This is a genomic window from Metabacillus sp. KJ11-3 (genome assembly GCF_055808295.1).
In genome coordinates this window covers 3,801,386-3,827,611 of the sequence record NZ_CM147865.1, presented here as the reverse complement: position 1 = coordinate 3,827,611, position 26,226 = coordinate 3,801,386, and the positions used below count along the sequence as shown (strand labels likewise).

At 36.0% G+C, this 26,226-nt stretch carries 25 protein-coding genes, 1 pseudogene and 1 riboswitch; of the genes and pseudogenes, 13 read left to right on the top strand and 13 right to left on the bottom strand.

The window, feature by feature from the left end; all coding sequences use genetic code 11:
• Positions 1-97 precede the first annotated feature (97 nt).
• The 4 genes from AC0L8O_RS19050 to AC0L8O_RS19035 all read left to right on the top strand — a co-directional run bounded on the left by AC0L8O_RS19050 (position 98) and on the right by AC0L8O_RS19035 (position 4,633).
• Complete coding sequence (locus AC0L8O_RS19050) at positions 98-769, top strand: winged helix-turn-helix domain-containing protein (protein WP_473444544.1); 672 nt, start codon at positions 98-100, stop codon at positions 767-769.
• A complete protein-coding gene (locus AC0L8O_RS19045) occupies positions 769-1,779 on the top strand; it encodes a sensor histidine kinase (protein WP_473444542.1) in 1,011 nt (336 codons plus the stop codon). The genes AC0L8O_RS19050 and AC0L8O_RS19045 overlap by 1 nt, the downstream gene beginning before the upstream one ends.
• A gap of 117 nt (positions 1,780-1,896) precedes the next feature.
• Positions 1,897-2,661: an ABC transporter ATP-binding protein gene (locus tag AC0L8O_RS19040; RefSeq protein WP_473449032.1), complete on the top strand. Its 765-nt coding sequence runs from the start codon at positions 1,897-1,899 to the stop codon at positions 2,659-2,661.
• Entirely contained in the window at positions 2,654-4,633 is a 1,980-nt protein-coding gene (locus tag AC0L8O_RS19035; protein ID WP_473444540.1) for an FtsX-like permease family protein, read from the top strand. The genes AC0L8O_RS19040 and AC0L8O_RS19035 overlap by 8 nt, the downstream gene beginning before the upstream one ends.
• A gap of 74 nt (positions 4,634-4,707) precedes the next feature.
• Here the strand turns inward: AC0L8O_RS19035 and AC0L8O_RS19030 are convergent, their stop codons facing one another.
• Positions 4,708-5,574: a Cof-type HAD-IIB family hydrolase gene (locus AC0L8O_RS19030; protein WP_473444538.1), complete on the bottom strand. Its 867-nt coding sequence runs from the start codon at positions 5,572-5,574 to the stop codon at positions 4,708-4,710.
• A gap of 182 nt (positions 5,575-5,756) precedes the next feature.
• On the opposite strand from AC0L8O_RS19030, the gene AC0L8O_RS19025 reads away from it, so the two are divergent.
• Positions 5,757-6,743 (top strand): Gfo/Idh/MocA family protein, encoded by a 987-nt coding sequence (locus tag AC0L8O_RS19025; protein WP_473444536.1) that lies wholly within the window; start codon positions 5,757-5,759, stop codon positions 6,741-6,743.
• A 41-nt stretch (positions 6,744-6,784) separates the two neighbouring features.
• On the opposite strand, the gene AC0L8O_RS19020 is transcribed toward AC0L8O_RS19025, so the two are convergent.
• Positions 6,785-8,491, bottom strand: a complete 1,707-nt coding sequence (locus tag AC0L8O_RS19020) for a catalase (protein WP_473444534.1) — start codon at positions 8,489-8,491, stop codon at positions 6,785-6,787.
• Between the two features lie 132 nt (positions 8,492-8,623).
• On the opposite strand from AC0L8O_RS19020, the gene AC0L8O_RS19015 reads away from it, so the two are divergent.
• A complete protein-coding gene (locus tag AC0L8O_RS19015; RefSeq protein WP_264143645.1) occupies positions 8,624-8,752 on the top strand; it encodes a hypothetical protein in 129 nt (42 codons plus the stop codon).
• A 61-nt stretch (positions 8,753-8,813) separates the two neighbouring features.
• On the opposite strand, the gene AC0L8O_RS19010 is transcribed toward AC0L8O_RS19015, so the two are convergent.
• Together AC0L8O_RS19010 and AC0L8O_RS19005 are read right to left on the bottom strand one after the other, a co-directional pair.
• Positions 8,814-9,560, bottom strand: a complete 747-nt coding sequence (locus AC0L8O_RS19010) for an STAS domain-containing protein (protein WP_473444532.1) — start codon at positions 9,558-9,560, stop codon at positions 8,814-8,816.
• 13 nt (positions 9,561-9,573) lie between these two features.
• Entirely contained in the window at positions 9,574-10,218 is a 645-nt protein-coding gene (locus tag AC0L8O_RS19005; protein WP_473444530.1) for a cobalamin B12-binding domain-containing protein, read from the bottom strand.
• A gap of 301 nt (positions 10,219-10,519) precedes the next feature.
• On the opposite strand from AC0L8O_RS19005, the gene AC0L8O_RS19000 reads away from it, so the two are divergent.
• The 3 genes from AC0L8O_RS19000 (at position 10,520) to AC0L8O_RS18990 (ending at position 12,514) form a co-directional block, all read left to right on the top strand.
• Positions 10,520-11,416 (top strand): YitT family protein, encoded by an 897-nt coding sequence (locus tag AC0L8O_RS19000; protein WP_473444528.1) that lies wholly within the window; start codon positions 10,520-10,522, stop codon positions 11,414-11,416.
• Positions 11,417-11,531: 115 nt separating this feature from the next.
• Positions 11,532-12,128, top strand: coding sequence for an undecaprenyl phosphate transporter UptA (uptA, locus tag AC0L8O_RS18995; protein ID WP_026560369.1), 597 nt, complete (start codon positions 11,532-11,534; stop codon positions 12,126-12,128).
• A 230-nt stretch (positions 12,129-12,358) separates the two neighbouring features.
• A complete protein-coding gene (locus tag AC0L8O_RS18990) occupies positions 12,359-12,514 on the top strand; it encodes a transcriptional regulator SplA domain-containing protein (RefSeq protein ID WP_473444526.1) in 156 nt (51 codons plus the stop codon).
• 75 nt (positions 12,515-12,589) lie between these two features.
• Here the strand turns inward: AC0L8O_RS18990 and sda are convergent, their stop codons facing one another.
• The 3 genes from sda to AC0L8O_RS18975 all read right to left on the bottom strand — a co-directional run bounded on the left by sda (position 12,590) and on the right by AC0L8O_RS18975 (position 16,547).
• Positions 12,590-12,754, bottom strand: a complete 165-nt coding sequence (gene sda, locus AC0L8O_RS18985) for a sporulation histidine kinase inhibitor Sda (protein ID WP_473444524.1) — start codon at positions 12,752-12,754, stop codon at positions 12,590-12,592.
• 210 nt (positions 12,755-12,964) lie between these two features.
• Positions 12,965-14,002, bottom strand: a complete 1,038-nt coding sequence (locus tag AC0L8O_RS18980; RefSeq protein WP_473444522.1) for a ribonucleotide-diphosphate reductase subunit beta — start codon at positions 14,000-14,002, stop codon at positions 12,965-12,967.
• A gap of 292 nt (positions 14,003-14,294) precedes the next feature.
• Positions 14,295-16,547, bottom strand: a complete 2,253-nt coding sequence (locus AC0L8O_RS18975) for a ribonucleoside-diphosphate reductase subunit alpha (RefSeq protein ID WP_473449030.1) — start codon at positions 16,545-16,547, stop codon at positions 14,295-14,297.
• A gap of 157 nt (positions 16,548-16,704) precedes the next feature.
• A riboswitch (cobalamin riboswitch) is annotated at positions 16,705-16,880 on the bottom strand.
• 321 nt (positions 16,881-17,201) lie between these two features.
• On the opposite strand from AC0L8O_RS18975, the gene AC0L8O_RS18970 reads away from it, so the two are divergent.
• Positions 17,202-17,381: a hypothetical protein gene (locus AC0L8O_RS18970; RefSeq protein WP_473444520.1), complete on the top strand. Its 180-nt coding sequence runs from the start codon at positions 17,202-17,204 to the stop codon at positions 17,379-17,381.
• Between the two features lie 206 nt (positions 17,382-17,587).
• Here the strand turns inward: AC0L8O_RS18970 and AC0L8O_RS18965 are convergent, their stop codons facing one another.
• Positions 17,588-18,334 (bottom strand): hypothetical protein, encoded by a 747-nt coding sequence (locus AC0L8O_RS18965; protein ID WP_264143637.1) that lies wholly within the window; start codon positions 18,332-18,334, stop codon positions 17,588-17,590.
• 161 nt (positions 18,335-18,495) lie between these two features.
• A complete protein-coding gene (locus tag AC0L8O_RS18960) occupies positions 18,496-18,750 on the bottom strand; it encodes a hypothetical protein (protein WP_026560366.1) in 255 nt (84 codons plus the stop codon).
• A 201-nt stretch (positions 18,751-18,951) separates the two neighbouring features.
• Between AC0L8O_RS18960 and gsiB the strand changes: the two genes are divergently transcribed.
• The 3 genes and pseudogenes from gsiB to AC0L8O_RS18945 all read left to right on the top strand — a co-directional run bounded on the left by gsiB (position 18,952) and on the right by AC0L8O_RS18945 (position 21,642).
• Positions 18,952-19,401: a glucose starvation-inducible protein GsiB gene (gsiB, locus tag AC0L8O_RS18955; protein ID WP_473444518.1), complete on the top strand. Its 450-nt coding sequence runs from the start codon at positions 18,952-18,954 to the stop codon at positions 19,399-19,401.
• Positions 19,402-19,871: 470 nt separating this feature from the next.
• A pseudogene (locus tag AC0L8O_RS18950) lies at positions 19,872-20,431 on the top strand (hypothetical protein); the annotation flags it as partial.
• 410 nt (positions 20,432-20,841) lie between these two features.
• The gene (locus tag AC0L8O_RS18945; RefSeq protein WP_473444516.1) at positions 20,842-21,642 is read left to right on the top strand and encodes a peptidoglycan-binding protein; all 801 of its coding nucleotides are present in this window, start codon (positions 20,842-20,844) and stop codon (positions 21,640-21,642) included.
• A gap of 98 nt (positions 21,643-21,740) precedes the next feature.
• Here the strand turns inward: AC0L8O_RS18945 and AC0L8O_RS18940 are convergent, their stop codons facing one another.
• The 4 genes from AC0L8O_RS18940 to nhaC form a co-directional block, all read right to left on the bottom strand.
• Positions 21,741-21,962 (bottom strand): hypothetical protein, encoded by a 222-nt coding sequence (locus AC0L8O_RS18940; RefSeq protein WP_473444514.1) that lies wholly within the window; start codon positions 21,960-21,962, stop codon positions 21,741-21,743.
• 240 nt (positions 21,963-22,202) lie between these two features.
• Complete coding sequence (gene amyS, locus AC0L8O_RS18935; RefSeq protein ID WP_473449028.1) at positions 22,203-23,681, bottom strand: alpha-amylase; 1,479 nt, start codon at positions 23,679-23,681, stop codon at positions 22,203-22,205.
• Positions 23,682-24,175: 494 nt separating this feature from the next.
• Positions 24,176-24,718 (bottom strand): DinB family protein, encoded by a 543-nt coding sequence (locus AC0L8O_RS18930; RefSeq protein ID WP_473444512.1) that lies wholly within the window; start codon positions 24,716-24,718, stop codon positions 24,176-24,178.
• 83 nt (positions 24,719-24,801) lie between these two features.
• A complete protein-coding gene (gene nhaC, locus AC0L8O_RS18925) occupies positions 24,802-26,178 on the bottom strand; it encodes a Na+/H+ antiporter NhaC (RefSeq protein ID WP_473444510.1) in 1,377 nt (458 codons plus the stop codon).
• Positions 26,179-26,226 lie beyond the last annotated feature (48 nt).

Below are 26,226 nucleotides of genomic sequence, written 5' to 3'. Positions count from 1 at the left end.
GTATCATAAAATCTTTTTTGGATTTTTATGGTAAAGTAATAGTGGTCAACGACTTTTCATATTTACAATCATAATTACTTACGGAGTTGATTCTGTTATGTACAAAATTCTAATTATTGAGGATGATTTCATTATTGCAAAGTCGATAAAAAATCACTTGCTTTCATGGGGGTATGAAGTCGAATGTGTGGAAGATCTTAAACATGTCCTAACACAATTTGTTGAATATGATCCTCATCTCATTTTATTAGATATATCATTAACCTTTTATAATGGATTTCATTGGTGCAACGAGATTCGTAAAGTTTCCAAAGTACCGATTATTTTTATTTCTTCAGCAGCTGATAATATGAACATTGTTATGGCAATTAATATGGGAGGCGATGATTTTATCCCAAAGCCATTTGACCTTAATATTCTTACTACTAAAATACAGGCCCTTCTAAGACGTACATATGATTTTTCAAATAATAGTCACCTGCTGGAACATAAAGGAGCCATTCTTAACGTAAGTGACTCGACACTTACCTATCAGCAAAATAGAATTGAACTATCGAAAAATGATTTTAAAATTCTCCATATTCTGCTTGAAAATAAAGGGAAAACGGTAACGAGAGATGCTTTAATGACTAGACTATGGGAAACAGATGTATTTATTGATGATAATACGCTAACAGTTAATGTGACACGCCTTAGAAAAAAGCTTGATGAGTTTGGCTTAACAGGCTTTATTAAAACAAAGAAAGGTTTAGGATATTTGGTGGAGTAATGATGAGAAAACTTATTATCTCTTATCTCAAACGTCACCTTGTAAAATATCTAGTATTCTTTCTATTCACTAGCATTTTTGCCGTTGTCCTTTCTCTATATAATCTGCCGGTTGAACCTGTGATTTATTCATCTATCATCTGTGTATATGTAGCGATCATTTTTATTTTGTTAGATTTCATTAACTATTACAAACGTCATAAACAGTTAATTGAGCTCCGAAAAACAATCACTCTGCAAGTGGATTCCTTGCCTACAGCTAGAGACCTGATAGAGAAAGGTTATCACGACTTGATTAAACTGCTGCATGAAGATAAGGTGCATATCGTATCAAGCAATGACCAGGTACATAGTAATTTACAAGATTACTTTATTTTATGGGCTCATCAGATAAAAACGCCAATTGCTGCTATGGATTTAATCCTGCAGTCCGAGGAAAACGAGCAAAACGAGCAAAATAAAGAGTTGTCCATTGAATTATTTAAGATTGAACAGTATGTTGAAATGGTTCTTCAATATTTACGTTTAGGTAATATGACATCTGATTTATTATTAAAAAAATACTCGTTGGATGATTTAGTTAGACAGGCAATTCGAAAATATGCAAAACTGTTTATTCGAAAAAAGATTCAGCTTTCATTGTCAGATTTGGATCGCAACGTTTTAACCGATGAGAAGTGGCTGGTCTTTGTGATTGAACAATTACTATCAAACGCTATTAAGTATACAAAAAAAGGCAGTATTTTAATTTATATGGATCCTGCTTCAGAAAATACACTCGTCATTGAGGATACAGGAATTGGGATTGAAGAAGAAGATTTGCCGCGTGTGTTTGAAAAAGGATTTACAGGATACAATGGACGTTCTGACAAAAAATCAACTGGAATCGGACTCTATCTTTGCAAACAAATTTTAGCGACACTTGGCCATCAGGTCAGCATTCAATCTAATGTGGGAAAGGGTACAAAAGTATTCATTGATTTTCAATTAAATGAAATAAAGGTGGATTAAAATCTAATCTTACAAAAATGCAAGGTTAAGAGGGGAAATGTAAGCTAAAGTTATGTTAGCTATGTTTTCCCCTTTTGTATACTGAACATGAAATCAAATGTGGAGGGTAAAACAATGATGATATTAGAAGCAAAGAATGTAAAAAAAGTATATACTTCACGGTTCGGCAGAAATCATGTTCAGGCATTAGCCAATGTTAACTTTTCAGTTGAAAAAGGTGAATATGTTGCCATTATGGGCGAGTCCGGATCAGGAAAAACAACCTTGCTAAACATCTTGGCAGCACTTGATAAACCAACAAGCGGGGAGGTCTTATTAAATGGTAAAAGTATTGTCTCTATTAAAGAAAAAGACATTTCGATGTTCCGTCGTGAAAACCTCGGCTTTGTTTTTCAAGACTTTAATCTCCTTGATACGTTTTCAATACAAGACAATATTTTCATGCCACTCGTTCTATCTGGTAAAACATACGACGAAATGAGTCCTCTTTTAATACCAATCGCAAAAAAACTAGGTATTGATACGATTCTACAAAAATTCCCATATGAGGTTTCAGGTGGTCAGAAACAACGGGCTGCGGTTGCAAGAGCATTAATTACAAAACCTCAATTAATTCTTGCAGATGAACCTACAGGAGCTCTCGATTCCCACTCCACGGAAGGGCTGCTTCATATCTTTACAGAGATTAATAACGATGGACAAACGATTTTGATGGTTACCCACAGTACAAAGGCGGCCAGTCATGCGAATCGGGTTCTTTTTATTAAAGACGGTGCTGTGTTCCATCAGCTTTATAAAGGAGGAAAGTCGAATGAAGAAATGTATCAGATGATTTCTAATACGTTGAATGTCATTGCAACAGGTGGTGTTCATCATGAGTAAGTTCTTTTATGTAAAGTTGGCCATCACCAATATTCGAAAAAATGGTAAAACCTATTATCCTTACATTCTTACGTGTATGGGGACGATTTCCATGTACTATATTATGCATTTCCTTTCATTAAACGAAGGCTTGGACAACATAGCTGGCGGAAATTCATTAAAAACGATCCTAAATTTAGGGACTTATGTAGTTGCGATCTTTTCAGTCATCTTTCTTTTCTATACAAACAGCTTTCTTGTAAAGCGGCGCAAAAAAGAATTTGGTCTATTTAATATCCTAGGTATGGAAAAAAAACATATCGCAAAGGTTATGGCGTGGGAGGCAGTATTTGTTGCATTCACAAGCTTATTAATTGGTTTACTCACTGGGATATTGATGAGTAAACTTATGTTTTTGTCGCTCTTAAAAATCTTACACTTTAAGGTTTCGCTTGGGTTTGTTATTTCATGGAATTCATTATTAGGTACAGTAGTGTTGTTTATTGGGATATTCATTCTAACTCTTCTAAACAATTTAAGGCAAATTCACTTGGCAAATCCTATTGAACTCATCAAAGGGGGAGAGGTAGGAGAGAGAGAACCGAAAACAAAATGGCTTCTAACGTTAGGCGGAGTCATTTTACTTACAATAGGATATTGTATTGCCCTTACGACAGAATCACCATTAAACGCATTAAATTTGTTTTTTACAGCCGTGGTGCTTGTCATACTTGGCACATATGCTTTATTTATTGCGGGAACTATTACTCTTTTGAAAATGCTACGAAAAAACAAAACATTCTATTACAAGACCAGACATTTTATTAGTGTATCCGGGATGATCTATCGAATGAAGCAAAATGCGGCAGGCTTGGCAAGTATTTGTGTTCTCTCCACTTTCGTACTAGTGATGCTTTCATCAACAGTTTCTTTATATGTCGGGATGGAAGATCTATTACGCACACGGTATCCTCAAGATATTACGGTTTCCGCAAATAATCTTTCGGAAGAAGCTTCAGATGAGCTACACAGTTTGGTTATGACAGAAGCTGAGAAGCAGGTTAAGATGACAAATCACATTCATTACCGTTATTTGTCACTTATTGCTATTCAGAATGACCATTCATTTTCACCAGGACATGGAGAAAAATCATTTAATAAGTTTTCTGTATTAAACATTATTCCATTAAGTGAGTATAATCGGTTGGAAAATCAATCAGTGACATTAAAACAGAATGAGGTTTTATTATCTACTTTTCATGGTGAAGTAGAGGGTGACTTTATTAAAATTGCAGGCAGTTCATTTGATATTAAAGAACGGATTGATGAATTCTCAGTTGAAGGTATGTCAGAAGATTCACAGTTACAGGTTAATTCGTATGGAATCGTTGTGTCAGATGAAAGTGTCGTACAAACTCTCAATCATTCCATTAACGGTCCTGATAGTGATACAACGAATTTATCTTACTATATAGGTTTTGATGCAGAGGGTAAAGGAGAAAACGAGATTGCTTTAGCTACGAATATTCAAAAAATCATGCAAGAACATTCCATAGACGGGTACTCGGAAGGACGTGAACATTCAAAAGAATCCTTTTATTCTTTATATGGAGGCCTCTTCTTTCTCGGAATTTTCCTAGGCGGTCTCTTTATTATGGCAACAGTGCTAATCGTTTATTATAAACAAATCTCTGAAGGATACGATGATAAACATCGTTTCAAAATAATGCGAAAAGTTGGACTGTCTAATTCGGAAATTAAGGGTGCTATCCAAAGCCAAGTACTCATTGTCTTCTTTTTGCCACTTGTAATGGCAGTCATCCATATCGCATTTGCATTTAAAATTATTTCTAAGCTACTAGCTCTTTTTAACTTGACCAATGTATCCCTATTTGCCTTTACCACTGCTGGAACAATTGTTGTTTTTACGATATTGTATGGCATCGTGTATGGACTTACAGCTCGTGTTTATTATCGTGTTGTGAGCTCGTAAATAAATATGCTTCAGTCAAAGAGTGACATTATAGAAAAGGAGCTAACAATAAATTTGTTGTTAGCTCCTTTCTATTATTTCTCCGCTAAAACATATTTCTCAATAGCATGGGCAACACCATGTTCATTGTTTGTAAGTGTTACAACATCTGCCATTTTTTTAATCGTAGGGTCACCATTGCCCATTGCAACTGATAAACCTGCTGCTTCAAGCATTGGGACATCATTAAAGTTATCTCCGATCGCAACAGTGTCTTCGATCGGAATATTAAAGTATTCTGCCATCACACGGATACCGTTTCCTTTGTGACCGTTCGTGTCCATGATTTCGATATTATATGGACCGGAAGTTGTGATGGAAATGCCCTCAAGATCTTGTAGAGATGCAATTAAATCATCTTTACCAGAAATCGTAGGAATAAAGAATTTTTGAACGGTAATGTCTTCGATGCTAAGTACTTCCTTAACATCTTCAAATATTTTAATACTGTCCGTTTCTTTTGGCTGCTCTGTCATTAGCTTGTACTCTTTTTCAGTGAGATGATTCAGCACATCTTTATTCTTCTCTAAGAAAGAAAGCATCCGTTCAGACCATGTAGAGGCAACAAAAATTCCTATATTTGAATATATTTTAAATGGGTATTGTTTTTCATTAAGAGTGGCAGTAACACTCTCAACTAAATCCTTTTCGATTGAAATTTGACTTAAAAGCTTACCATCGGCAATAACCATTGTTCCGTTACTGCCTGCAACCGGACATTCAAGAGGTGTCTTGCTGATAACAGTTTTAATATCCTCCGGAGCACGACCGGAACAAATCATCACGATGTGACCAGCATCTTGAGCTGCTTGAATAGCTTTGATATTTTCAGGAGAAATATCAATATTGGAAGATAACAAAGTTCCGTCGAGGTCTATTGCAATAAGTTTTTTCATTATCATTACTCCTTTATAAAAACGTATGTATGTAATTCAAACCTTTACTCAATTATCTATTATGACATATTTTTCACAAATCCATTAGAAAAACGTTTGAAAAACGATTAAAAATGACAAAAGCTTTTTCTTTTTGAAAAAAAAGATATACTTGCACGTAGAAGATCTTACATTTGGGGGTAATAAATATGGTTCGATTCGGTATTATTGGAACAAATTGGATAACAGAAAGCTTTATTCAAGCAGCTAGTAAGGTAGAAGAGTTTTCACTTGCAGCTGTTTATTCAAGAACAAATGACAAAGCTTTAGAGTTTGCTGATAAATATGGTGCTGAACATACATATACTGATTTAAACGAATTTGTAAAAAGTCCCGAATTTGATGCTGTCTATATTGCAAGCCCGAATTCATTGCATGCATCACAAGCTGTACTTTGTATGCAAAATGGAAAACACGTTATCTGCGAAAAACCGATTGCTTCAAATGCAGATGAAGTAAGCAAAATGATTGCAGCTGCTAAGGAAAATAATGTTGTTTTAATGGAAGCTTTAAAAACAACACAATTACCTAATTTCCTTGCTATAAAAGAAAACTTACATAAGATTGGGAAGGTTAGACGATATTTTGCTAGCTACTGTCAATATTCTTCCCGCTATGATAAATACAAGGAAGGTACTGTGTTAAATGCTTTTAAACCAGAGTTCTCGAACGGATCATTAATGGATATTGGTATCTATTGTGTGTATCCTGCAGTAGCATTATTCGGAGAGCCAAATGAAGTAAAAGCATCCAGCTATATGCTGGAATCTGGTGTAGATGGAGAAGGAAGTTTGCTTCTTTCGTATGAGGAAATGGATGCTGTGATCATGTATTCGAAAATAACGAATTCTTATGTTCCTTCCGAGATACAAGGAGAGAACGGAAGCATCATCATTGATAAAATTCATACCCCGGAAAGTGTGAAAATACAGTACAAAGACGGCACAGTTGAAGATATAACAAGAGAACAAGTGTCAGAGAGTATGTATTATGAAGCTAAGGAATTTATTTCATTAGTCTCAGAAAATATTCAACAATCTGAGTTAAACTCTCATCAAAATTCAATCATTACTGCTAGAATTTTAGAAAAAGCTCGTAAGCAAGTTGGGCTAATTTATCCGGCAGATCAAAAATAAAGAAAAGAGGACAGTTCCATATACGGAACTGTCCTTTAGTTTTAATAAGGATCTGCTTCGTGCCCTTTTTTTACCGCATCTTCAGTTGCTTCATTTGCTGCTAATGTACCTTGGCCATATCGTGATTGACCTGATTCACGGCCGGGTACTTTATCAAGCTCCACATCTTTCATTTCTTTCATTTTACTCATTTTCATTTCGATACCTTCCTTCACACGACGACCGTATTCTTCATCCGCTTGTGTAAAGTGTTCGATCATTGCATCTTGAATTTTTTTATCACAAATGGCTAGGGCATCCGATAAGTTTTTAATTAATTCATCACGTTCCCAATCTTCAAGGCTGCGGTAGGTATGGCCTGCTTGACCGTAGTTGTTGGGGCGGTCAATTGGGGCAGTCATCGCCGCTGCATTATATGTTGGTCGGTGTGGTGCCCGGCCTTCGGTGCTTGCTTCCTTAAAGCCGCCGAGCATTGATGGCTCATAATTAATATGTGGATTAGGACCTGATTCTTCAGGGTCACGTACATCCATTTGTCCTCGCTGTTGATTTGTGTGTACAGGAGATTTTGGTGCATTCACCGGTAATTTCAGATAATTTGCTCCAACACGATAGCGTTGCGTATCAGAGTAAGAAAAGGTACGACCTTGTAACATCTTATCATCTGAAAAGTCCATTCCATCGACAAGGACACCTGTACCGAAAGCAGCTTGCTCAATCTCCGCATGAAAATCCTTTGGATTACGATCAAGTACCATGCGTCCGACAGGCAACCATGGGAACTTATCTTCAGGCCATAGCTTTGTATCATCAAGAGGATCAAAGTCGAGCTCAGGATGGTAATCATCCTCCATAATTTGAACAAAAAGCTCCCATTCCGGATAATCACCACGCTCAATGGCTTCATATAAATCCTGTGTTGCATGGCCAACGTTTTTAGCCTGAATGGAATCAGCTTCTTCTTGAGTTAAATTTCGGATTCCCTGCTTGGGCTCCCAGTGATATTTGACCAGTACGGCTTTACCCTCTGCATTCACCCATTTATATGTATTGACACCAGAACCTTGCATATGACGGTATGTAGCAGGAATACCCCATGGAGAAAACAAGAATGTAATCATATGAGTTGCTTCAGGAGTTCTGGATACAAAATCAAACATCCGCTCAGGATTTGGAACGTTTGAAGCCGGATCGGCTTTGAACGCGTGAATCATATCAGGGAATTTCATCGCATCACGAATAAAGAAGATTTTTAAATTGTTCCCAACAAGATCCCAGTTTCCATCCTCCGTATACATTTTCACAGCAAAGCCGCGTGGATCGCGTGCTGTTTCAGGTGAATCCTTTGCTCCTGCCACTGTAGAGAAACGGACCATTAATGGAGTTTTTTTACCTGCTCCGGAAAAAACTTTTGCACGTGTATACTTTTCAACCGGTTCATCTCCTGCTTTTCCATAGGTTTCAAAATACCCGAATGCTCCAGATCCGCGTGCATGTACGACACGCTCTGGTACTTCTTCCCGGTCAAAGTGGGAGATCTTTTCAATAAAATGATAATTTTCAAGTGTTGCTGGACCACGATCACCGATTGTTCGGATATTTTGATTATCAAAGACAGGGTGGCCTTGTCGAGTTGTTAACGTTTCACCAGATTCATTATTTTTTATTTTACCTTCATTTAATTCTCCAAATTCTTCATTATGGTCTTTTTTCAATGGTTTGCCTCCTAATAGAAAATAAATGAACATTTACATTTATTTGCTAAGGAGTCTAAAATTATACAAAATTGTTAAGGTTGTAGTTAATTTCTTTGTATGAATTTCATTTCACTGCAGACAATAGAAGGTGAGAAAACAGTTCAGAGAAAGAGGGTTTAACATATGGCGGAAAGAGATAGTCATAAAAATCAGCAGAAGAAAATGAAGAAAGCCAGTGATGCGATAAATACGGATAAAGACTTTGGAAATGACTTGGCTGAAAGAAAGCACAATGAAAAAAGATCAAATTAATTATCTTTTTATGAAAAAGACCCCAAGATTAAATCTGAGGTCTTTTTTGTTGGTATATAAATTAGACAATAAAGCTTTTAATAGCAGTGTGTAAATCTTTCAGATAATATGTATTTGGATTGCTAGGAAGGCTGTTTAACACCTTCGCATGATGAGGGGAAACTCCTATAATGTACGATTTTGCCCCCATTACTTTTAGCTCTAATACTAAGTTGCGCAAGGCTCGAATTCCTTCATTTGTTATGTCACCAATCCCATGAAAATCAATAAGGATTCGCTCGATTCTCTGTGTGCAAATGGTTTCTAGAATACGGTTATGATTTTTACTAACCAGCTCAATGTTTAACTCACCGATAAGTGGGACAAGAACCGTTCCTTTAGCAAGATCGATTATTGGAACAGATAATTCCAGTATTCTTTCAATAGACTGTTCAAGCTGTTCCTTTTTTTGTAATAATTCAAAATTGGTATCTGACAAACGTTGCCTATGTAACTCAACAGCATCAATCAGTTCTTGAATACGATGATCTTGTTCTATACAGACAATATGTCCAAGGTTATTTTGCCAATTGATTTGTATTTGGTAAAGACCATAGGGAGAATTCTTCGTGTTCATAACAAGCTCTGTTGTAACAAAAGTCGCTTTTGTGAGCATTCGTCTGGCCTTATTTTGACTTTCACGATCAACAATATCTAAAAAACTGTCAGATTTATTGAATGTTTCAAGTGCAATATCAGAGGCATCAATAATGTGAAAGTCCTGATTAATCGTAAAAAATGGAAGTGGAATATGTTTTATTGCTGACATGTTGAATACCTCCTTAAATCGAGTATTGCTTTATCCATTCTTGAAGATCAGACAATGATGTAAATAATGTTGTTTTACTTGAAACATAGGGAGTAAAATCATAGTTTCCTAAAAGACGGCCCCCGACAATAACAGCTGGCTTATGGGGAAGCTCTTCTAATGCTTTACTATAAGTAGTTAAAAGTTCCGCATGATACCAAATTGAAAATGAGAGTCCAATTACATCGGGTTCCCATTTTTCAGCAAAACGGACCGCTTCTTCTAACGGTAAATTTGGTCCTAGTAATCTAGTATTCCATCCATGCTCTTCGAATAGCTGGGCGACCATTTTGATTCCAAGATCATGCTGCTCTTTTTCAAGGCATAACAACATGACGTTTCTTGGTTCAACCTGGAGGAAACGATGGGTATTTTTCATATAAAAATCAAATCGAACGAGAATATATTCACACGTAGATGTTGCAAGATGTTCATCTGCAACAGTAATCTCATCCTTTTCCCATAACTCGCCAATATATTGCATTGCCTTTGTTAGTAGGTTTTCTAGTACATCTTTTCGACTTATATCATGACCGACTTCGTTCATCACGATGTTCCAGGCAGCATCTTGGTTCCCTTTCAGGAGTGAATCGGCAAATTCATGAACCGTGCATGTCATGTTCTCACCTCACTACAAAGGAATTTTTGTACAAGCCAAACTTTGCAAAAATAATCATCAATCCTTATTTTAACATATCTATCTTTATCCTGTTTAATATCTAACACATTGGTAGGAAAGTACTGACGTTATTTATCTAACTATGTGGAAAAAGGACCAACAGATTAGAACGAAGTGCTAATTCATAAACAGCTAATTATTACAATTTTCAGAACTCATGAGTTATAATAAAGAAATAGAGACAAGCATATTATGTTATATAGATAAAAGACAAGTTACTTAGTTAAATTGGGGGAATCGTATGACAGAAATACCAATGGAAGTACAAAAACAAATAAAGAAACACCAAGGTTTATCAAAGACTAAAATATTAAAACGTGCACTTTTTATCTTTATTGGTGCTGTATTAATGGGAGTTGGACTTGAGATCTTTCTAGTACCTAATCAAGTTATTGATGGTGGTATTGTTGGCATCTCAATTATTCTCTCTCACTTACTTGGATGGAAACTGGGATTATTTATCTTTATATTAAATATCCCGTTTTTCTTTATAGGATATAAACAAATTGGAAAAACCTTTGCTCTTTCGACTTTATTCGGAATTGCAATATTGTCCATAACAACAGCACTCTTGCATCCTGTACCGGCATTTACAGAGGATGTTCTTCTTGCTACAGTATTTGGCGGGATTATATTAGGTGTTGGTGTTGGGATTGTCATTCGATATGGCGGGTCACTTGATGGTACAGAGATTTTAGCTATTTTGGCAAATAAAAAGCTTCCATTTTCTGTTGGGGAAATTATTATGTTTTTTAATATTTTTATTCTTGGAAGTGCAGGTTTTGTGTTTGGCTGGAATAGAGCTATGTACTCATTAATCGCCTATTTCGTTGCATTCAAGACAATTGATGTTGTAATTGAGGGACTTGATGAATCGAAGTCGGCTTGGATTATAAGTGAACAATATCAAGAAATTGGTGATGCCATTATTGCCAGGTTAGGTCGAGGGGTCACATATCTTAATGGTGAGGGTGCCTATACGGGTGATGATAAAAAAGTCATATTCTGTGTGATTACGCGTCTTGAGGAAGCAAAGTTAAAATCAATTGTTGAAGACTTAGATGAAACAGCCTTTTTAGCAGTAGCAAACATAGCTGAAGTAAGAGGCGGTAGGTTTAAGAAAAAAGATATACACTAAAACTTGTGGCAGCTCCACAGGTTTTTTTAGTGGCTTCACATATATTTCCGTATGTCTTTTCATACCTATTATTAATGGACAGGAAGTACACGTTCTAAAATAGGGGTGTGAAGGGATGGAAAACGTCATCTTAGATGTTTTAGATTGGTTAACAAATCTCGGGTATGCAGGAATTGCGATTGGATTAATGCTTGAGGTGATTCCGAGTGAAATTGTATTAGGATATGGCGGTTATATGATTGTGCTTGGGAAAATTGGGTTTTTGGGCGCCTTGCTTGCAGGTGTTATTGGAGGAACCATTGCACAACTGATTTTGTACTGGATCGGAAGTTTAGGAGGAAGACCATTTCTTGAAAAGTATGGAAAATATTTGTTTATTAAAAAGCACCATATCGAATTATCCGAATTATGGTTTGAAAAATACGGATCCGGTGTTATTTTTGGTGCAAGATTTATACCGGTAGTAAGGCATGCCATTAGCATACCGGCAGGAATTTCAAAGATGTCACTATGGAAATTCACTCTGTATACGATCGCCGCGATGATACCATGGACAATCTTTTTCTTGTATTTAGGTATTGAGCTCGGGAGCAATTGGATGTATATCAAGGAAGCGGCTAAGCCTTATTTTATTCCAATCGTCTGTACGGCGCTCATGCTTGCTACGGTTTATTACTTAGTTAAGAAATTCAAACAACCAAGATCAAATTAAATACTACATATAGTGAGACTTATCACGCTCAAAACGCACATCATGTGGCTTCGCCTGACTTGGACGTCAATCGTTCGTCGGGTCTTTTCGGGCAGTTATCTCCCACTTATCCTTCTGTGGTTCTCTCAAATGTTTCGTTAAGAGTTTTTTACTACCCGTTAAGATGGGATAAAGATACCACTTAGTGGAAGAATGATAATGAAACAATTGATGATAGGGTGGTGAAGGAAATGAAAGAAAAGGATCAAGAATTTTATGATCATGAAGTATTTGCTCAGGCTGAAGTGGTGCAACATCCGAAGGAAGAGAATCATTCAGCATTAGTACTGAACCAATCTTTTAATGTGTTTTCAAATAAGGATTTAACCCAAGAAGAAGATTTTTGAACAAATGGACAGTCATGTTGACTGTCCATTATAGGTAATTAAAAGGTGAAAAAGACTGTTAACACCCTACATATTTTAATTAATATTTTTTAGTTTTTGTTCTGTCATTTGTGATTTATGAAGACCTCTTTCCTTAATCTCTGTCTCAAGCATTTTAATAAAGTCAGGGTTAACCTCTATTTTTTTTGCTTCGTAAAAGCTATATAATAAGGTCTTGTCTGAAAGTGGTGAAAACCTCATTTTTATCCATCCTCTACCATTTCGTACTTGTTTACTTTATACATTTACCACTAGTCATTTAATATTAAACAGGTTTTTGTAAAAAATGTAGCAGGAATGTTTTAAAGATATTGAACAGGTAAGGAAAGAAAACAAGATTTTAGGAAGGAAGGTAAGTAAATGAGTCGATTTCCCTCTTAATTAATGTTTGTTTAAGCAGGGATGACCTGTTTAGAGGTCATCAAATCCATTATCAGCATGGTTAACCTTGGTATATTGTCTTGACTTTTGCTCAAAGAAGTCGGATTTTCCAAGATCAACTTCTTCATACGCTTTAATCCATTTGAGCGGATTTGTGCGATATCCTTCAAACGGGCGTTCAAACCCTAATTGATTAGATCGAACATTCGCATAAAACTTAATATAATCTTCAACATCTTTTATATTAATTCCATCCATTTTGTTTCCAATGATAAATTGACCCCATTCAATTTCAAGTTCCGCTGCTTGAATAAATGTTTCTTTAACAAATGTAGCAAGCTCATCTGTATCGTATTCCGGATATTGTTTCAGTACTTCCTTAAAAATTTGGACGAATAAGTCAACATGAATTTGTTCATCACGGTTAATATAATTAATCATTGTACTTGTTGCCACCATTTTTTGATTGCGGGCCAAATTGTAGAAGAATGCAAATCCGGAGTAAAAGAAAAGGCCCTCTAATATCACATCATATACGATCGACTTTAGTAGGTTCTCAACATTGGGTTGTTCAGCAAATGCTTCGTATCCATTTGTAACAAACTCATTTCGCTTTCTTAAAATCGGTTCACTTCTCCAGTATTCAAACACCTCATCCTGTACATGCTTAGGTACCAGGCTTGATAGTACATAGGAGTAGGAATGGTTATGAATGACTTCCTGCTGTGCAAGCATGATCATTAACGCATTGATACTTGAATCTGTTATATAATCAGAAACCTTACCGGCATAGTCGGTTTGGATGCTATCTAATAGTGCCAGCAAACCGATAATCTTCAGAAAGGCTTCTTTTTCATCCTCGGTTAAATCGGGATATTGCTTAATATCTTGAGCCATATTGATTTCAAAGGGTGTCCAAAAATTTGCCAGCATTTTTTTATAGCGGGGATATGCCCAAGGAAATGAAACATCATCCCAGTTTAATACGTTTGAGCTTTCACCATTTATAATACCTGTTGAGCGGTTTGGTGCAGCCGCATCCATGATTTTTCGTTTCGTTAGTTCCATATGAAGACTCCTTTTTAACAATTAGGGAATAGTGAGAGTGACTTAAGGTCTTATTCGCAAACCTTGTTGTCTTTGTAATAAGTATTGAGATAGTTGATTGGAGCTCCAGGATACTCGCTTTCCGTGGGGTGGGCGGTGAGCCTCCACAGCGCAAAGCGCCTCCGGGGTCTCACCTGTCCCACAGCTCCCACAGGAGTCTCGAACCTTCCGCTCCAATCAACCTTTTCTTATAAAGAACTTATATAAAACATTTTTGAAAAGAGCTTTCCTAAAAAATATTTACCTAAAGAAATTAACTAGCGCAAGAATCACATTCTTCAATCGTACTGGAAGTAGATCGTAAATAATAAGTAGTTTTCAATCTTTCTCTCCATGCTGATAGATGAAGGTCAAGCAGATCCTTGGCTTTAATTGTATTTTGTACGTAAAGATTGAACGAGATTGATTGATCGATATGTCGTTGTCGTGCTGCATTTTGTTTAATGCTCCAATGCTGATCAATAAAATAAGCAGATTTATAATACCAAGTTGTTGTTGAATTAAGATCCGGAACAGTTACCGGAATTTTATAGTCTTTCTTTTCTTCTGAATAAACCTTTTGGAAGATTGGATCAATACTTGCTGTACTTCCTGCAATAATAGAGGTCGAAGCATTAGGTGCAACGGCCATTAAATATCCATTTCTTACTCCGTAATTTGCCACTTTCCTTTTTAGTGCGCCCCAATCAAAGCTACTTTCTTTTGTTTGATACCCACGTTTGTCAAAATAAGCACCTGTTTCCCAATCGGAGCCTTTAAACACAGAGTAGGTACCTTTTTCCTTCGCAAGTTCCATGCTTGCTGAAATCGTTAAGAAAGAGATCTTTTCGTATAATTCATCAGCAAATTGAATCGCTTCTTCATGCTCCCATTTAAGCTGCTTTAGAGCTAATAGGTGGTGCCAACCAAAGGTTCCTAATCCAATTGCTCGGTATTTTTCATTTGTTAATCTTGCTTGAAGAACAGGAATTGTATTTAAATCGATCACATTGTCCAACATTCTTACTTGGATAGGAATCAGTTTTTCCAACACATCATCAGTTACAGCTTTCGCAAGATTTATAGATGAAAGGTTACATACGACAAAATCACCCGGTGTTTTGATTGTGATGATTTTTCCATCTTCCGTATATTGCTCTTCCACAGTTGTTGGACTTTGGTTTTGCGTAATTTCCGTGCAAAGATTACTGCAATAGATCATTCCTTGATGAGAGTTTGCGTTTTTACGGTTTACCTCATCCCGATAGAACATATATGGTGTTCCTGCTTCTAATTGACTGATCATAATTCGTTTCATAATCTCAATAGCAGGGACCTTTTCCTTTGAAAGCTGTTCATTTTGAACACATGCCCAATAACGCTCTCTGAAGCTTCCATTTCCTTTTTGTTCGTCGTAAAAATCTTCAATGCTAAAGCCCATAACAGTACGGACTTCATGTGGATCAAATAAATACCAGTCAGCGCGTGCTTCAACCTGTTCCATGAAAAGGTCTGGGATACAGACGCCTGTAAAGATATCATGTGTCCGCATTCTTTCATCACCGTTATTGAGCTTGGCATCAAGGAAGGAGAAGATATCTTTATGCCATACATCAAGATAGACAGCGATCGCTCCTTTACGTTGTCCCAGCTGATCAACACTGACAGCTGTATTGTTCAATTGCTTCATCCATGGAATAATGCCGGAAGAAACACCTTTGAATCCGCGGATATCACTTCCACGACTACGAATTTTACCAAGATAAGCTCCAACACCGCCACCGGATTTTGATAGATTGGCAATGTCTGTGTTGCTGTCAAAAATTCCTTGAAGACTGTCATCAATCGTATCAATAAAACAGCTTGAAAGCTGTCCAATAGGCTTTCCTGCATTTGAAAGAGTTGGTGTGGCAACTGTCATATAAAGATTACTCATAGCCCAGTATGCTTGCTTAATAAGCGCAAGACGATTTTCTTTATTTTCGCGGGCCATTAACGTCATTGCGATCACTAAAAATCGTTCTTGTGGCAATTCGTACACCTGTTTTGAGAAATCCTTTGTTAAATAGCGGTCAGCTAATGTGCGAAGTCCAATATATGTAAATAGGTAATCATTGTCAGGGTTTAAAAAGGAACCAATTTGATCAATCTCATTCTTCGTATAATTTTCTACTAGACTTGTGCTGTAAAGTCCTTTTGATACAAGTGTTGTAAGTAGTTCGTAAAAATTACCGTATTTTTGTTTTTTATTATATCCGCGGTTTTGAGCAGCTTCTTTATATAGCTTGGCTAAATAAATATGTGAACAAAAATAGGTCCACTCAGGTTCTAGTTCATGGATATTTGATAGCCCTTCTAAAATAAGCAGATTTGTTAATTGTTCAGATGTATAGGAATCTCTTTGCAGAATCGTATTTTCAATTCTGTTCAGATATTCGTCAATATTTAATGTTGGAAAATGTTGATGGATATTTTTAATAAATGCAGTTAGTTTTGTAAAATCAAAGGCTTCTTGTCCATTGATCATTGGGGATAAGGTTGTCTTGCTCATGAATATTCCTCCGTCTTGTCGTTTATTGGCAGGGATAAGGAGATAAAACGACAGAAAGAGAGCAAGTTCTTAGGAAGTTGAATAGCTCAAGAGGTTACTATCGTTTCATCTTCTCAGTCCCCGAAGAAATTGAAACTTTCACAAGGTATAGGTAGGTCTCCTGACTTATGCTCTTCCTACTATGAGTCCTTCCCATACATGAGGTACAGTGGTTTTCTCAATTCGTCACATTTACAGTTGCGGGGACAGTTCTGGATTTTCACCAGATTCCCAATTAAGCTAAATAGCGCCTATTTCTTGTATGTATACAATATATAGTTTTTTGATAGAAATAAAAATCAATATATAGTTGATCTTTAGTATAGTTCCATCATAAAGCAGTTGGGTAAAATAAGCAATATAATTTTTCGCAGTTAACAAAGATTCGTAGATTTGGACAATTATAGTAATAATACAAGAACAAAGATAACAGGAACATGTAGCAAATACAAAATAAAAGCTTCTCTTAAAAATTATTAAGCTGAATCTAGTTCTAAAAAAAGTCAAAATTGTTGTTTCATCATTTATATATATGGGTAAAAGCTCCATAAAGAAAACTACTACTAATTTTTAAGAAAGGGAGAATGGAAAATGAAATCTAGTAAAGTAAGCTTAGATAATCTATTAGGAAAAAACACAAGAGCCAAACGTAAAAATATAGTCGGTCGTGGTGAAAGTCAAGATATGGAAGAGTGTATTATCCATAGAGAGATTCATGGAGATAAAGTCTATGTTCCATTAAATCTTGAGCGAGTATGGAACAGTATTTAGTATAAACTTAACCCCCCAAAGCCCATTAAGGGCTTTTTCAGACTGTTGACAAACGCTCGCTTTCTTCGTTACTCACCTTGCTACGGTGCTCATTACCAACACCGGTAACTCCGCTCCTCACAAGGCTTCGTGCTTTGATACGCAAGCGTTAGCAATCAGTCTGAAAGGCTAGCAAATTTTACTTTGTCTACAAACTGCAAAGCTTATTAAGGGCTTTTTTCGTGCTTTACCGAATGCTCTTCTATTGGAGTATGATTCTGCTTTTTACGTTTCTCTTCCATGATTTTTACATCCTCTTTGAATTTATCATTAATGATTTCCTTTTTCCCAAATAGTAGAATTTGATCGCCTTCATGAATTTTTGTATCATAAATCTTCTTTCTAATCTTTATTTCACCTCTTTTGATAAACAAAACAACAAATTCCAACTGCTCATGCTCTTTTATCACTTGGCTCATTGTTTTAGAAAAGAGAGATGATTCCTTATAAATGTGGAGGTTGAGGAGATCATCTTCTTCCTCGGTTAAAAATACATCCCGTATCGGTAAATCAGCTATTTCAATATTTCTTTTCAGTTTATTAGCAAAAAGCTTAGATAATAAATTCTGAATGTAGGGCAGTTTTACCAAACCAAGGATGAGGATTGCTCCACCTGCGATATAAAGAACTTCTTTTGTTTTAATACTATTAGAGAGGAAATTGCTAATAGACGATATAATCACAGCAAGTGAGACAGCACCAAACGAAATAAGAAAGATAGCCAACTTTCTTCGGATAGGATGGCCTAAAATAAGTTCTGATTCACCTGTTGTAAAGCCTGTACCTGTCATAAGTGATATGACTTGGAATCTTGAAACTTCGAGCTTAAGATCTGTTAACCGAAATAAAATGACATGAATTTCAATGACAGTTGCAATGACGATGAAGTAAATTACTAGAAAAAATAAAGCCATTTTTCCACCTCACCAAGATGATTATCATTTTTTACACACTACTTCTTAAAACAAAGAAATGAGCGGGGTACTTAGTTACCGCCGCTTCATTAAACTATCGCAAACTATTTATTTTTTATTTTGATAGAAAAGAAAGGCTTGGTAATAAGGAATCATGTTTTCTACTGTAATTTTTCATTATAGAAATTTACTGAATACATAGCACCTTCGCTGACCATTTTATTGTCTTCCAGATCATAAGGATGTGGATTTCCTCCCTTTTCAATTGGGAGACTTTTATTTTTTACATAAGAAGAAGGTCTTATCATCCGTTTCCAGTCTCTTAGTAAGTTTTCCAGCTTCACTCTATTCGATTTAGAAGATAACCATATTGAAGCAGATGCTCCTATACCAACAATCATTAATGCTCGTTTCATAACCATACCTCCTTGAGATGTAGAATCTTTCATTCTACTTTTGTATTTTTTTACCCACTATATAACAGATAAAACATAATGATTAGATTAAAAATATTACAAAACGATTAAACAAGAAAAAGTAGGTTTTAGAGGGAAAAGAAGGTGGTACAAGATTAGCGTAAGCAAATAAGAAGAAAAACTTAAAGGAGGATGTACAAAATGAGTAAAGATAATAATAAGAAAATGACATTAGAGGAAGCAGGACGTAAAGGTGGAGAAGCTACTTCAAAAAATCATGATAAGGAGTTCTATCAAGAGATTGGACGTAAGGGCGGAGAAGCGACTTCTGAAAATCATGATAAGGAATTCTATCAAGAAATAGGACAAAAAGGTGGAGAAGCCACTTCTGAAAACCATGATAAGGAATTCTATCAAGAAATAGGACAAAAAGGTGGAGAAGCCACTTCTGAAAACCATGATAAGGAATTCTATCAAGAAATAGGACAAAAAGGTGGAGAAGCCACTTCTGAAAATCATGATAAGGAATTCTATCAAGAAATAGGACAAAAAGGCGGAGAAGCGACTTCTGAAAATCATGATAAAGAATTTTATCAAGAAATTGGAGAAAAAGGCGGAGAATCACGCAGAAAACAAAATGATAATGACTAATACAAAATAAAGTGACTTTAATTGAATGAGAGCATTTTATATTAATAGAAAAGGAAACTAAAAGCTGCATGCATCGATTTGGTGTTTGCAGCTTTTAGTATGTATCGTCAACATTTTAGAAATTTTGTACGCTAAGTAAGTTTGACAAAAATATAATCGAATTCCTTAACGCATTTGGCTTAAGTTATAGATTAATTATTATTTAAGTCTCTTAGTAAATTATTAGTTGGTAAAATGTTTGATCAAATCTATATTATTCTCCAGAAAAAATGAAAATGTTCCCTTCCTAATGGTTAAATTCAACCATGCCTCTAGGCTTTGATCCAAGCAAATATTTATTAAAAGCGTACCCTAAAAGATAAGGAATAATGGGGTGATTAAATGTCCAAAAAAGAAAAGTAGCTAGAATGGGGCTTAACGGTTGTTGTCCTACCGTTCGTAAAAATGAATGTCCGCCTATTTGTCCTCCAGGTCCTCCAGGTCCACAAGGTGAGGCAGGACCCCAAGGACCTCAAGGAATTCCAGGTCCTCCTGGTCCCTCTTGTTTGAGTATTTGTGACTGTTGTATAACTCCACTTCAGTCAGTCTTAGAACAACTTGAGGGGCAAACTGTAATTCTTGCTACTATTGCAGATGCACCAAATGTACCTCCTCTCTTTTTTTATACACTATTGTTGAAGTGAATGATTTTTTAGTTACTGTTACAGATGGAGCAGCTACCTTCGTGGTAAATATTTCAGATGTAATAGGAGTAGGATTTTTACCACCAGGACCTACTATCAACTTATTACCACCTGTTGATTCTGAGTGCGATTGTGATTGTCGTGAACGACCTATTAGACAAGTTTTGGATACACTTATCGGTTCTACAGTTAATCTTTTAGCAAGTAATGGTTCTACTGCAGTAGGTTTTAACGTAGAACAAACAGGTCTTGGCATAGTGTTAGGTACTTTACCAATAAATGATGATACAATCGTTAAATTTGCAATTTCAACTTGCAAAATTGTAGCTGTAGGGCAGACTAGTTGAATAAGGGAAAAGATTTATTTAAGTTAAAAAGTAGGATAGAAGGATCTTCAGCCTAGATTTGTATACAGTATTCATTTGACAGTTCCAACTACTTTTTACAAAGTACTCAAAAAATTCTAAAATACATTTTTAATTTTTATATTTAGCTATATTACTAATCATATTAAATGAAATAGGACTATTTTGTTAAAATGGCATACCTTTATACAGGTTTAAAAAGATATATTGGAATAAACTACTTTGTTTTTACTTAACACTTCTTCATTCCTCATATATGTACCAAATAGAACAGTTAATTTCAAAAAAGTGGATGATTAAGGGCCTAATGATGTGATTCTTGCTCTTATACACGAATAATGTAAGTTCCTCCCGAATTCTGTAATGTAAAAAGAATTTAGGGAGGATTTTTTATGTTAAAAAGGTATAGAGACATGTTTATAGTCTTTGCAGTTGGGGTCCTTGTGATGGTAGGACCTACTTTTACAGCATCAGCGCTAGGGGATCGGATACTCACGAAGGGGTCAACAGGTAAGGATGTTGCGGAACTACAGGATTATTTGATGACAAAAGGAGTATTCCCGTATCACACATCAACTGGATACTATGGTGATATTACTGTAGAGGCTGTCAAGGACTTTCAGCGTAAACGCAGCCTGAAGGTTGATGGAATTGCCGGGCCGCAAACAAACCATGCGTTAAAAGTGTTGCGAAATGGAAACATTGGGAAGCAAGTTATACATATTCAGTATCAGTTAAAGCAAACAGGTCACTATAAATCAAGTGTCGATGGTATATATGGAGACGGCACAGTAAGTGCAGTCAAGAGCTTTCAAAAGCAACAAGGACTTGCGGTTGATGGAATTGCAGGACCGAATACAAGATCGGCATTAGATCGTAAGGCTGAGCGTGGTTCAGCTGCTGGTAAAACATTAACGGTGGAAAGCACTGCATATACGGCAAGTTGTAACGGTTGTTCAGGTGTGACGAGAATGGGTCTTGATTTGAAAAAATATCCCGACGCGAAAGTAATCGCGGTAGATCCTAACGTCATTCCGCTTGGTTCCATTGTAAAAGTAGATGGCCATGGTATTGCCATAGCAGCAGACACAGGTGGCGGTGTGAACGGGAATTCAATCGATGTGTTCATTCCTAACCATGATGATGCCCTGCAATGGGGACGAAAAAATGTACGTGTGGAAATAATTGAATAAGGGCAAGAAGCTGATGTACGCAATTTTGTAGATCAGCTTCTTTGGCGTGTTGATTTAATAAGCTCTTCGCTTAAAGTTTAGTTGATCCTGAGATTTACTCATTTACCTGAACAATATCGGGGATATGAAGGAACTTGATGCCACCAAGTAGGGACGAAGTGGTAGTTATAATAAGGCGTATAATTGTTGTTATGATTGTAAGGGTTGTTAGTAGGAGGATTGTGGTGGTTATAAAGAGTATGGTGATTGTACTCTGCTGTACAAGCCCCCGGCTGTCCCGGATGTGCTCCGGTAATAATGGTATGATAATGTGGGTACATAGTTAACTCTCCTTTACCTATAAAATAGTTAGAAGCTGATATAACTTATGCACATCATTACTTATTTGTATGGACATTTGTGAAAATGGGGATTGGATAAAAAGGGAATAAAATCCATAATTAAAACAGCTAGAGAAGAATCCATTTTGATCGACTTTTATCAAAATAGATTCTTCTTATTTACAAAAAAATGGGTTTGTGTAATCTTTTACTCTAACTTTATTTTAAAGTTATGGTCTGTTACTTTAAAGACTGTGTATATATTGATACGGAACCACCATTTACAGAGAAATTACCCCATCCATCACTATTGATCGTAACATTATTAGAGGAGTTTCCAGTAATATCTCTCCATGTTTCACCAGCATTTTGCGTTCCTACATACATCCACTTGCTTCCACCCGGACCATCACTTATAAGAGTTGCTAACCCGGAATTTGAATGTGAACTATCTCCTTCTCGTGTCCAGCCTATCACATCATGATGGTCAATATAATCATGTTGTGTACCATAGGCATAAGTCTTACGTGCTATTAATATAGGATCAAGTTTAGTACCAAGAGCTGGAATTTCATATGAAGATGAACCTTTTGTTCCATAATAATCACCATAGAAAAGTGTGGGATATCCATTTGATCTAGTTAATATAAAAGCATAGGCTAGTGGTTTAAACCAGCTTTGAACTGTTGATTCTAATGATTGCCCCGGCTGTGAATCATGATTATCAACGAAAGTTACAGCTTTGGATGGTTGTGATTTTACCAGAGTACCATTTAATAGATTTCTCATATCATAATGACCGCTACTATTTGAGGCTTGTTGAAAATTATAATGCAATGGCACATCAAAGGCAGAGTGAGTGTTACCACTTTTAGTAAGGTAATTTTCAATTGCTCCTAAATCATTCTGCCAATACTCTGCAACAGTAAACATTTCTTTTCCTGTGCTCTGCCTTACACTTGTTACCCATTCACCTAAATATGAATGTTTTATGTGCTTAACAGCATCTAACCGGAAGCCATCAAGGTTTAGTTCATTGGCATACCAATTACCCCATGTTTTTAGTTCTTGTTGAACATCAGGGTGATCAAAATCTACATCTGCGTACATGAGATAATCATAATTACCCTTCTCCGAAGATACTTCCCAATCCCAACTTTTTCCTATTCCGCGAAATTTGAATAGACTATTTTTGCTTCTCGATTGATCCCAATCAACTCCATCAAAATGGTACCATTGCCATTTGAAATTGGAATGTGAATTGCTTCTTCCTGGAAAATCAAAACCTGTCCAAGCCTGAATTTGGTATTGACCAGTAGTTTCATAATTTCGATTATTTGGATCTACTTCAACTGCATCTACTAATTGTGTGTAATCAGCACCACCTTTATGGTTTATAACTACATCACCATATACATTTATTCCCTTAGAATGAAGATTTGATATAGCATCTTGTAGTTGTGTTTTCGTTCCATACTTCGTTCTTATGGTACCTTTCTGATTAAATTCACCTAAATCATATAAATCATAAGCTCCGTATCCAACATCATTCTGTGATGTCCCCTTATAAGCTGGTGGAATCCATACTGCTGTTATACCTAAATCTTGTAAATGAGTACTATCATTGTTTAATTTGTTCCAATGTTGTCCGTCATTTGGTAAATTCCATTCAAAATACTGCATCATTGTACCATTTGTGTATGCACTAGCATTCGATATCCCTAAAGATCCTGTGAAGAATAATCCCGTGAAAAGTAAAGCGGCTATCAATCGTCTTAATAATTTCAAACCTATTCCTCCCAACAAAATAAAAGATATGCAAACGATTGCACAAAAAAGATATGATATGAGCAAATGGGTTTTCTCTCTGTCACCTCACTTCTTCTAAAATGGCCCGGATTTTTATGCAAGCGCTTTCCTAAAGATTATATCACACGGATTGTTAAAGTATTTCGAATATATCGAAAACGATATAATTTTCCTAATGAATTAATTCTCTTGTAGTTCATTTGACATAATAACTTTTCATTTAATGTGTACTAAAAATAGAGAGGATTTTTCCTGAAGTTTATGATGAAGTGGAACAAAGGTTGTTACTTATAAGTTATTTTCGCAAAGTTGCATTTACTATTATATAGTAAAGCTATAGTGGAATGCCTGGAGCGCAATGGAACAAGCTGATTTTAACTTTATGGAGGAAAAAGGAAGTTGTTTCAATTTCCTTTTTCCACTGAATCTTTGTTTATCAAATATCTTTCCTTGATAATTGTTTGATGATGTAGTTCATGACCAGCAATGATGTATGCCAATGCACGTGCAGTAATAGGGTGGTTTAATACTTTTCCTGTACGAATCCATGAATCATCAGGAAGACTGGTAATCAATGAAGAGGTACATTGTCTTACAATCGTAAAATCTGAAAGTATGTCCTTGAAATCAAGTTGTCTGAAATTTGCATTAGTCATAAATAAATCTTTATCAAAGGGAGTAAATGAGACCGTATCGCCACGAGCAATGACAAGAAGGTGATAACTCAGTACACGTTCTACATCTGCCATATGTCCGACTACTTCTTTTAATCTCCATTTTTTTGCCTCATATTGGTATTCTGCTTGTTCGCTGGTTATATGACTTAGGAGATGAATAGTTGTCTCTTGTTGTTTCTTTAGAATATCTTGTAATTCTTTGTCAGGAACAAGCTTCAAGTATCTCTCAAAATAAGAATGATATTCATTCATATTCGGACGTTCCAGCATTATTACCGCCTCCATACTAGTTATATCTTCATGTTAACTCATCTTAATAAAAATGTTAATTTTTAACTGAAAAAACCGCCTCATTAAGAGACGGCCTTGCGATCCTTTAAAAATCCATAAAGAATAGTAAAAACAGGGGAAAGGTATAAGAAAAACGCGAAAGGTAAGAATGCCAAAACAGGGACTCCTAGAGTTTGAGCAAAGAACGCACCACTAACTCCCCAAGGAATAAGCGGGTTAATTAACGTTCCTGCATCTTCCAGCGTTCTAGATAAATATTTTCGATCCAGCTCCATGTCTTCATATAGGGACTTAAATGATTGCCCTGGTATTAAAATAGACAAGTATTGCTCCCCAGTAAGTAAATTGACACCTAGCGAAGAAGAAGCTGTTGAAAGAATCAACTGTCCTTTTGAATGAATTCGATCTATTAACCCGTTTAATAATGTTGGAATGATGTTAAGAGAATCCAACAATCCTCCAAAAGCAAATGCGATTAGAATAAGTGAAATCGACCACATCATAGATTGTAAGCCGCCACGATTTAACATATTGCTTATTTGTTCATTTTCAATTGAAAAGGATGTACCATTTTGTAAGACATGTAGAAACTGACTAAAGGAAATTCCTTGTATGCTGACTGCCGTTACTGCCGCCGTCACTATACCGATAATTAATGAAGGGATAACGGGTATTCGTTTAATGGCCAAAACGATTACAATAATAGGAGATAACAAGGTTAAGCTGCTCACCTTAACTTGTGATTCAATTGCCAAGACCATGATTTTCATCTCACTAAGTGATGTAACATCGATAGGAGCCATTCTTCCCAATATAAAGAAAATAACCGTTGTAATAAGTATACTCGGAATCGTTGTTAAAGACATATGTCTTATATGAGTAAATAAATCAACCTTTGCAACACCTGAAGCGAAATTTGTTGTGTCTGACATAGGAGACATTTTATCCCCAAAACAGGCTCCTGAGATAATAGCTCCGGCAACCCATTCGATTGGTAAGCCGATTGCAATTCCTGCCCCCATAAGAGCAACTCCGATTGTGCTCACTGTTGTAAAAGAGCTTCCAACTAAACTTGAGATGACCATACAAGAAAATAGTGATGTGATAAGCAAGTAATCGGGGTTGATGATCGTTAAGGCATACGTCATGATCGTTGGAATGGTTCCACTGCTCATCCAGGCACCAATTAACATACCGATTAATCCTAAAATAACAACTGGCTGGATACCACTTTGAATTCCTTTCATCATGCCATCCTCCAAATTTTTCCATCCGAAGCCTCGTAACAATCCAATTAGTAATATTACCAACAAGCAATTGAGCAGCGCTATATGTGGTTCAGTTTTTAACAAAAATAAACTTAGAAAAATAACAGCTAATATAAGAAGGAGAAGCCCGACAGCTTCTTTAAAATGAAACATTCCTTTTTCTTTATTCATGAAATACTCCTTTATAACTTAAACGCTTTTACGCTTTTTCGTACAAAA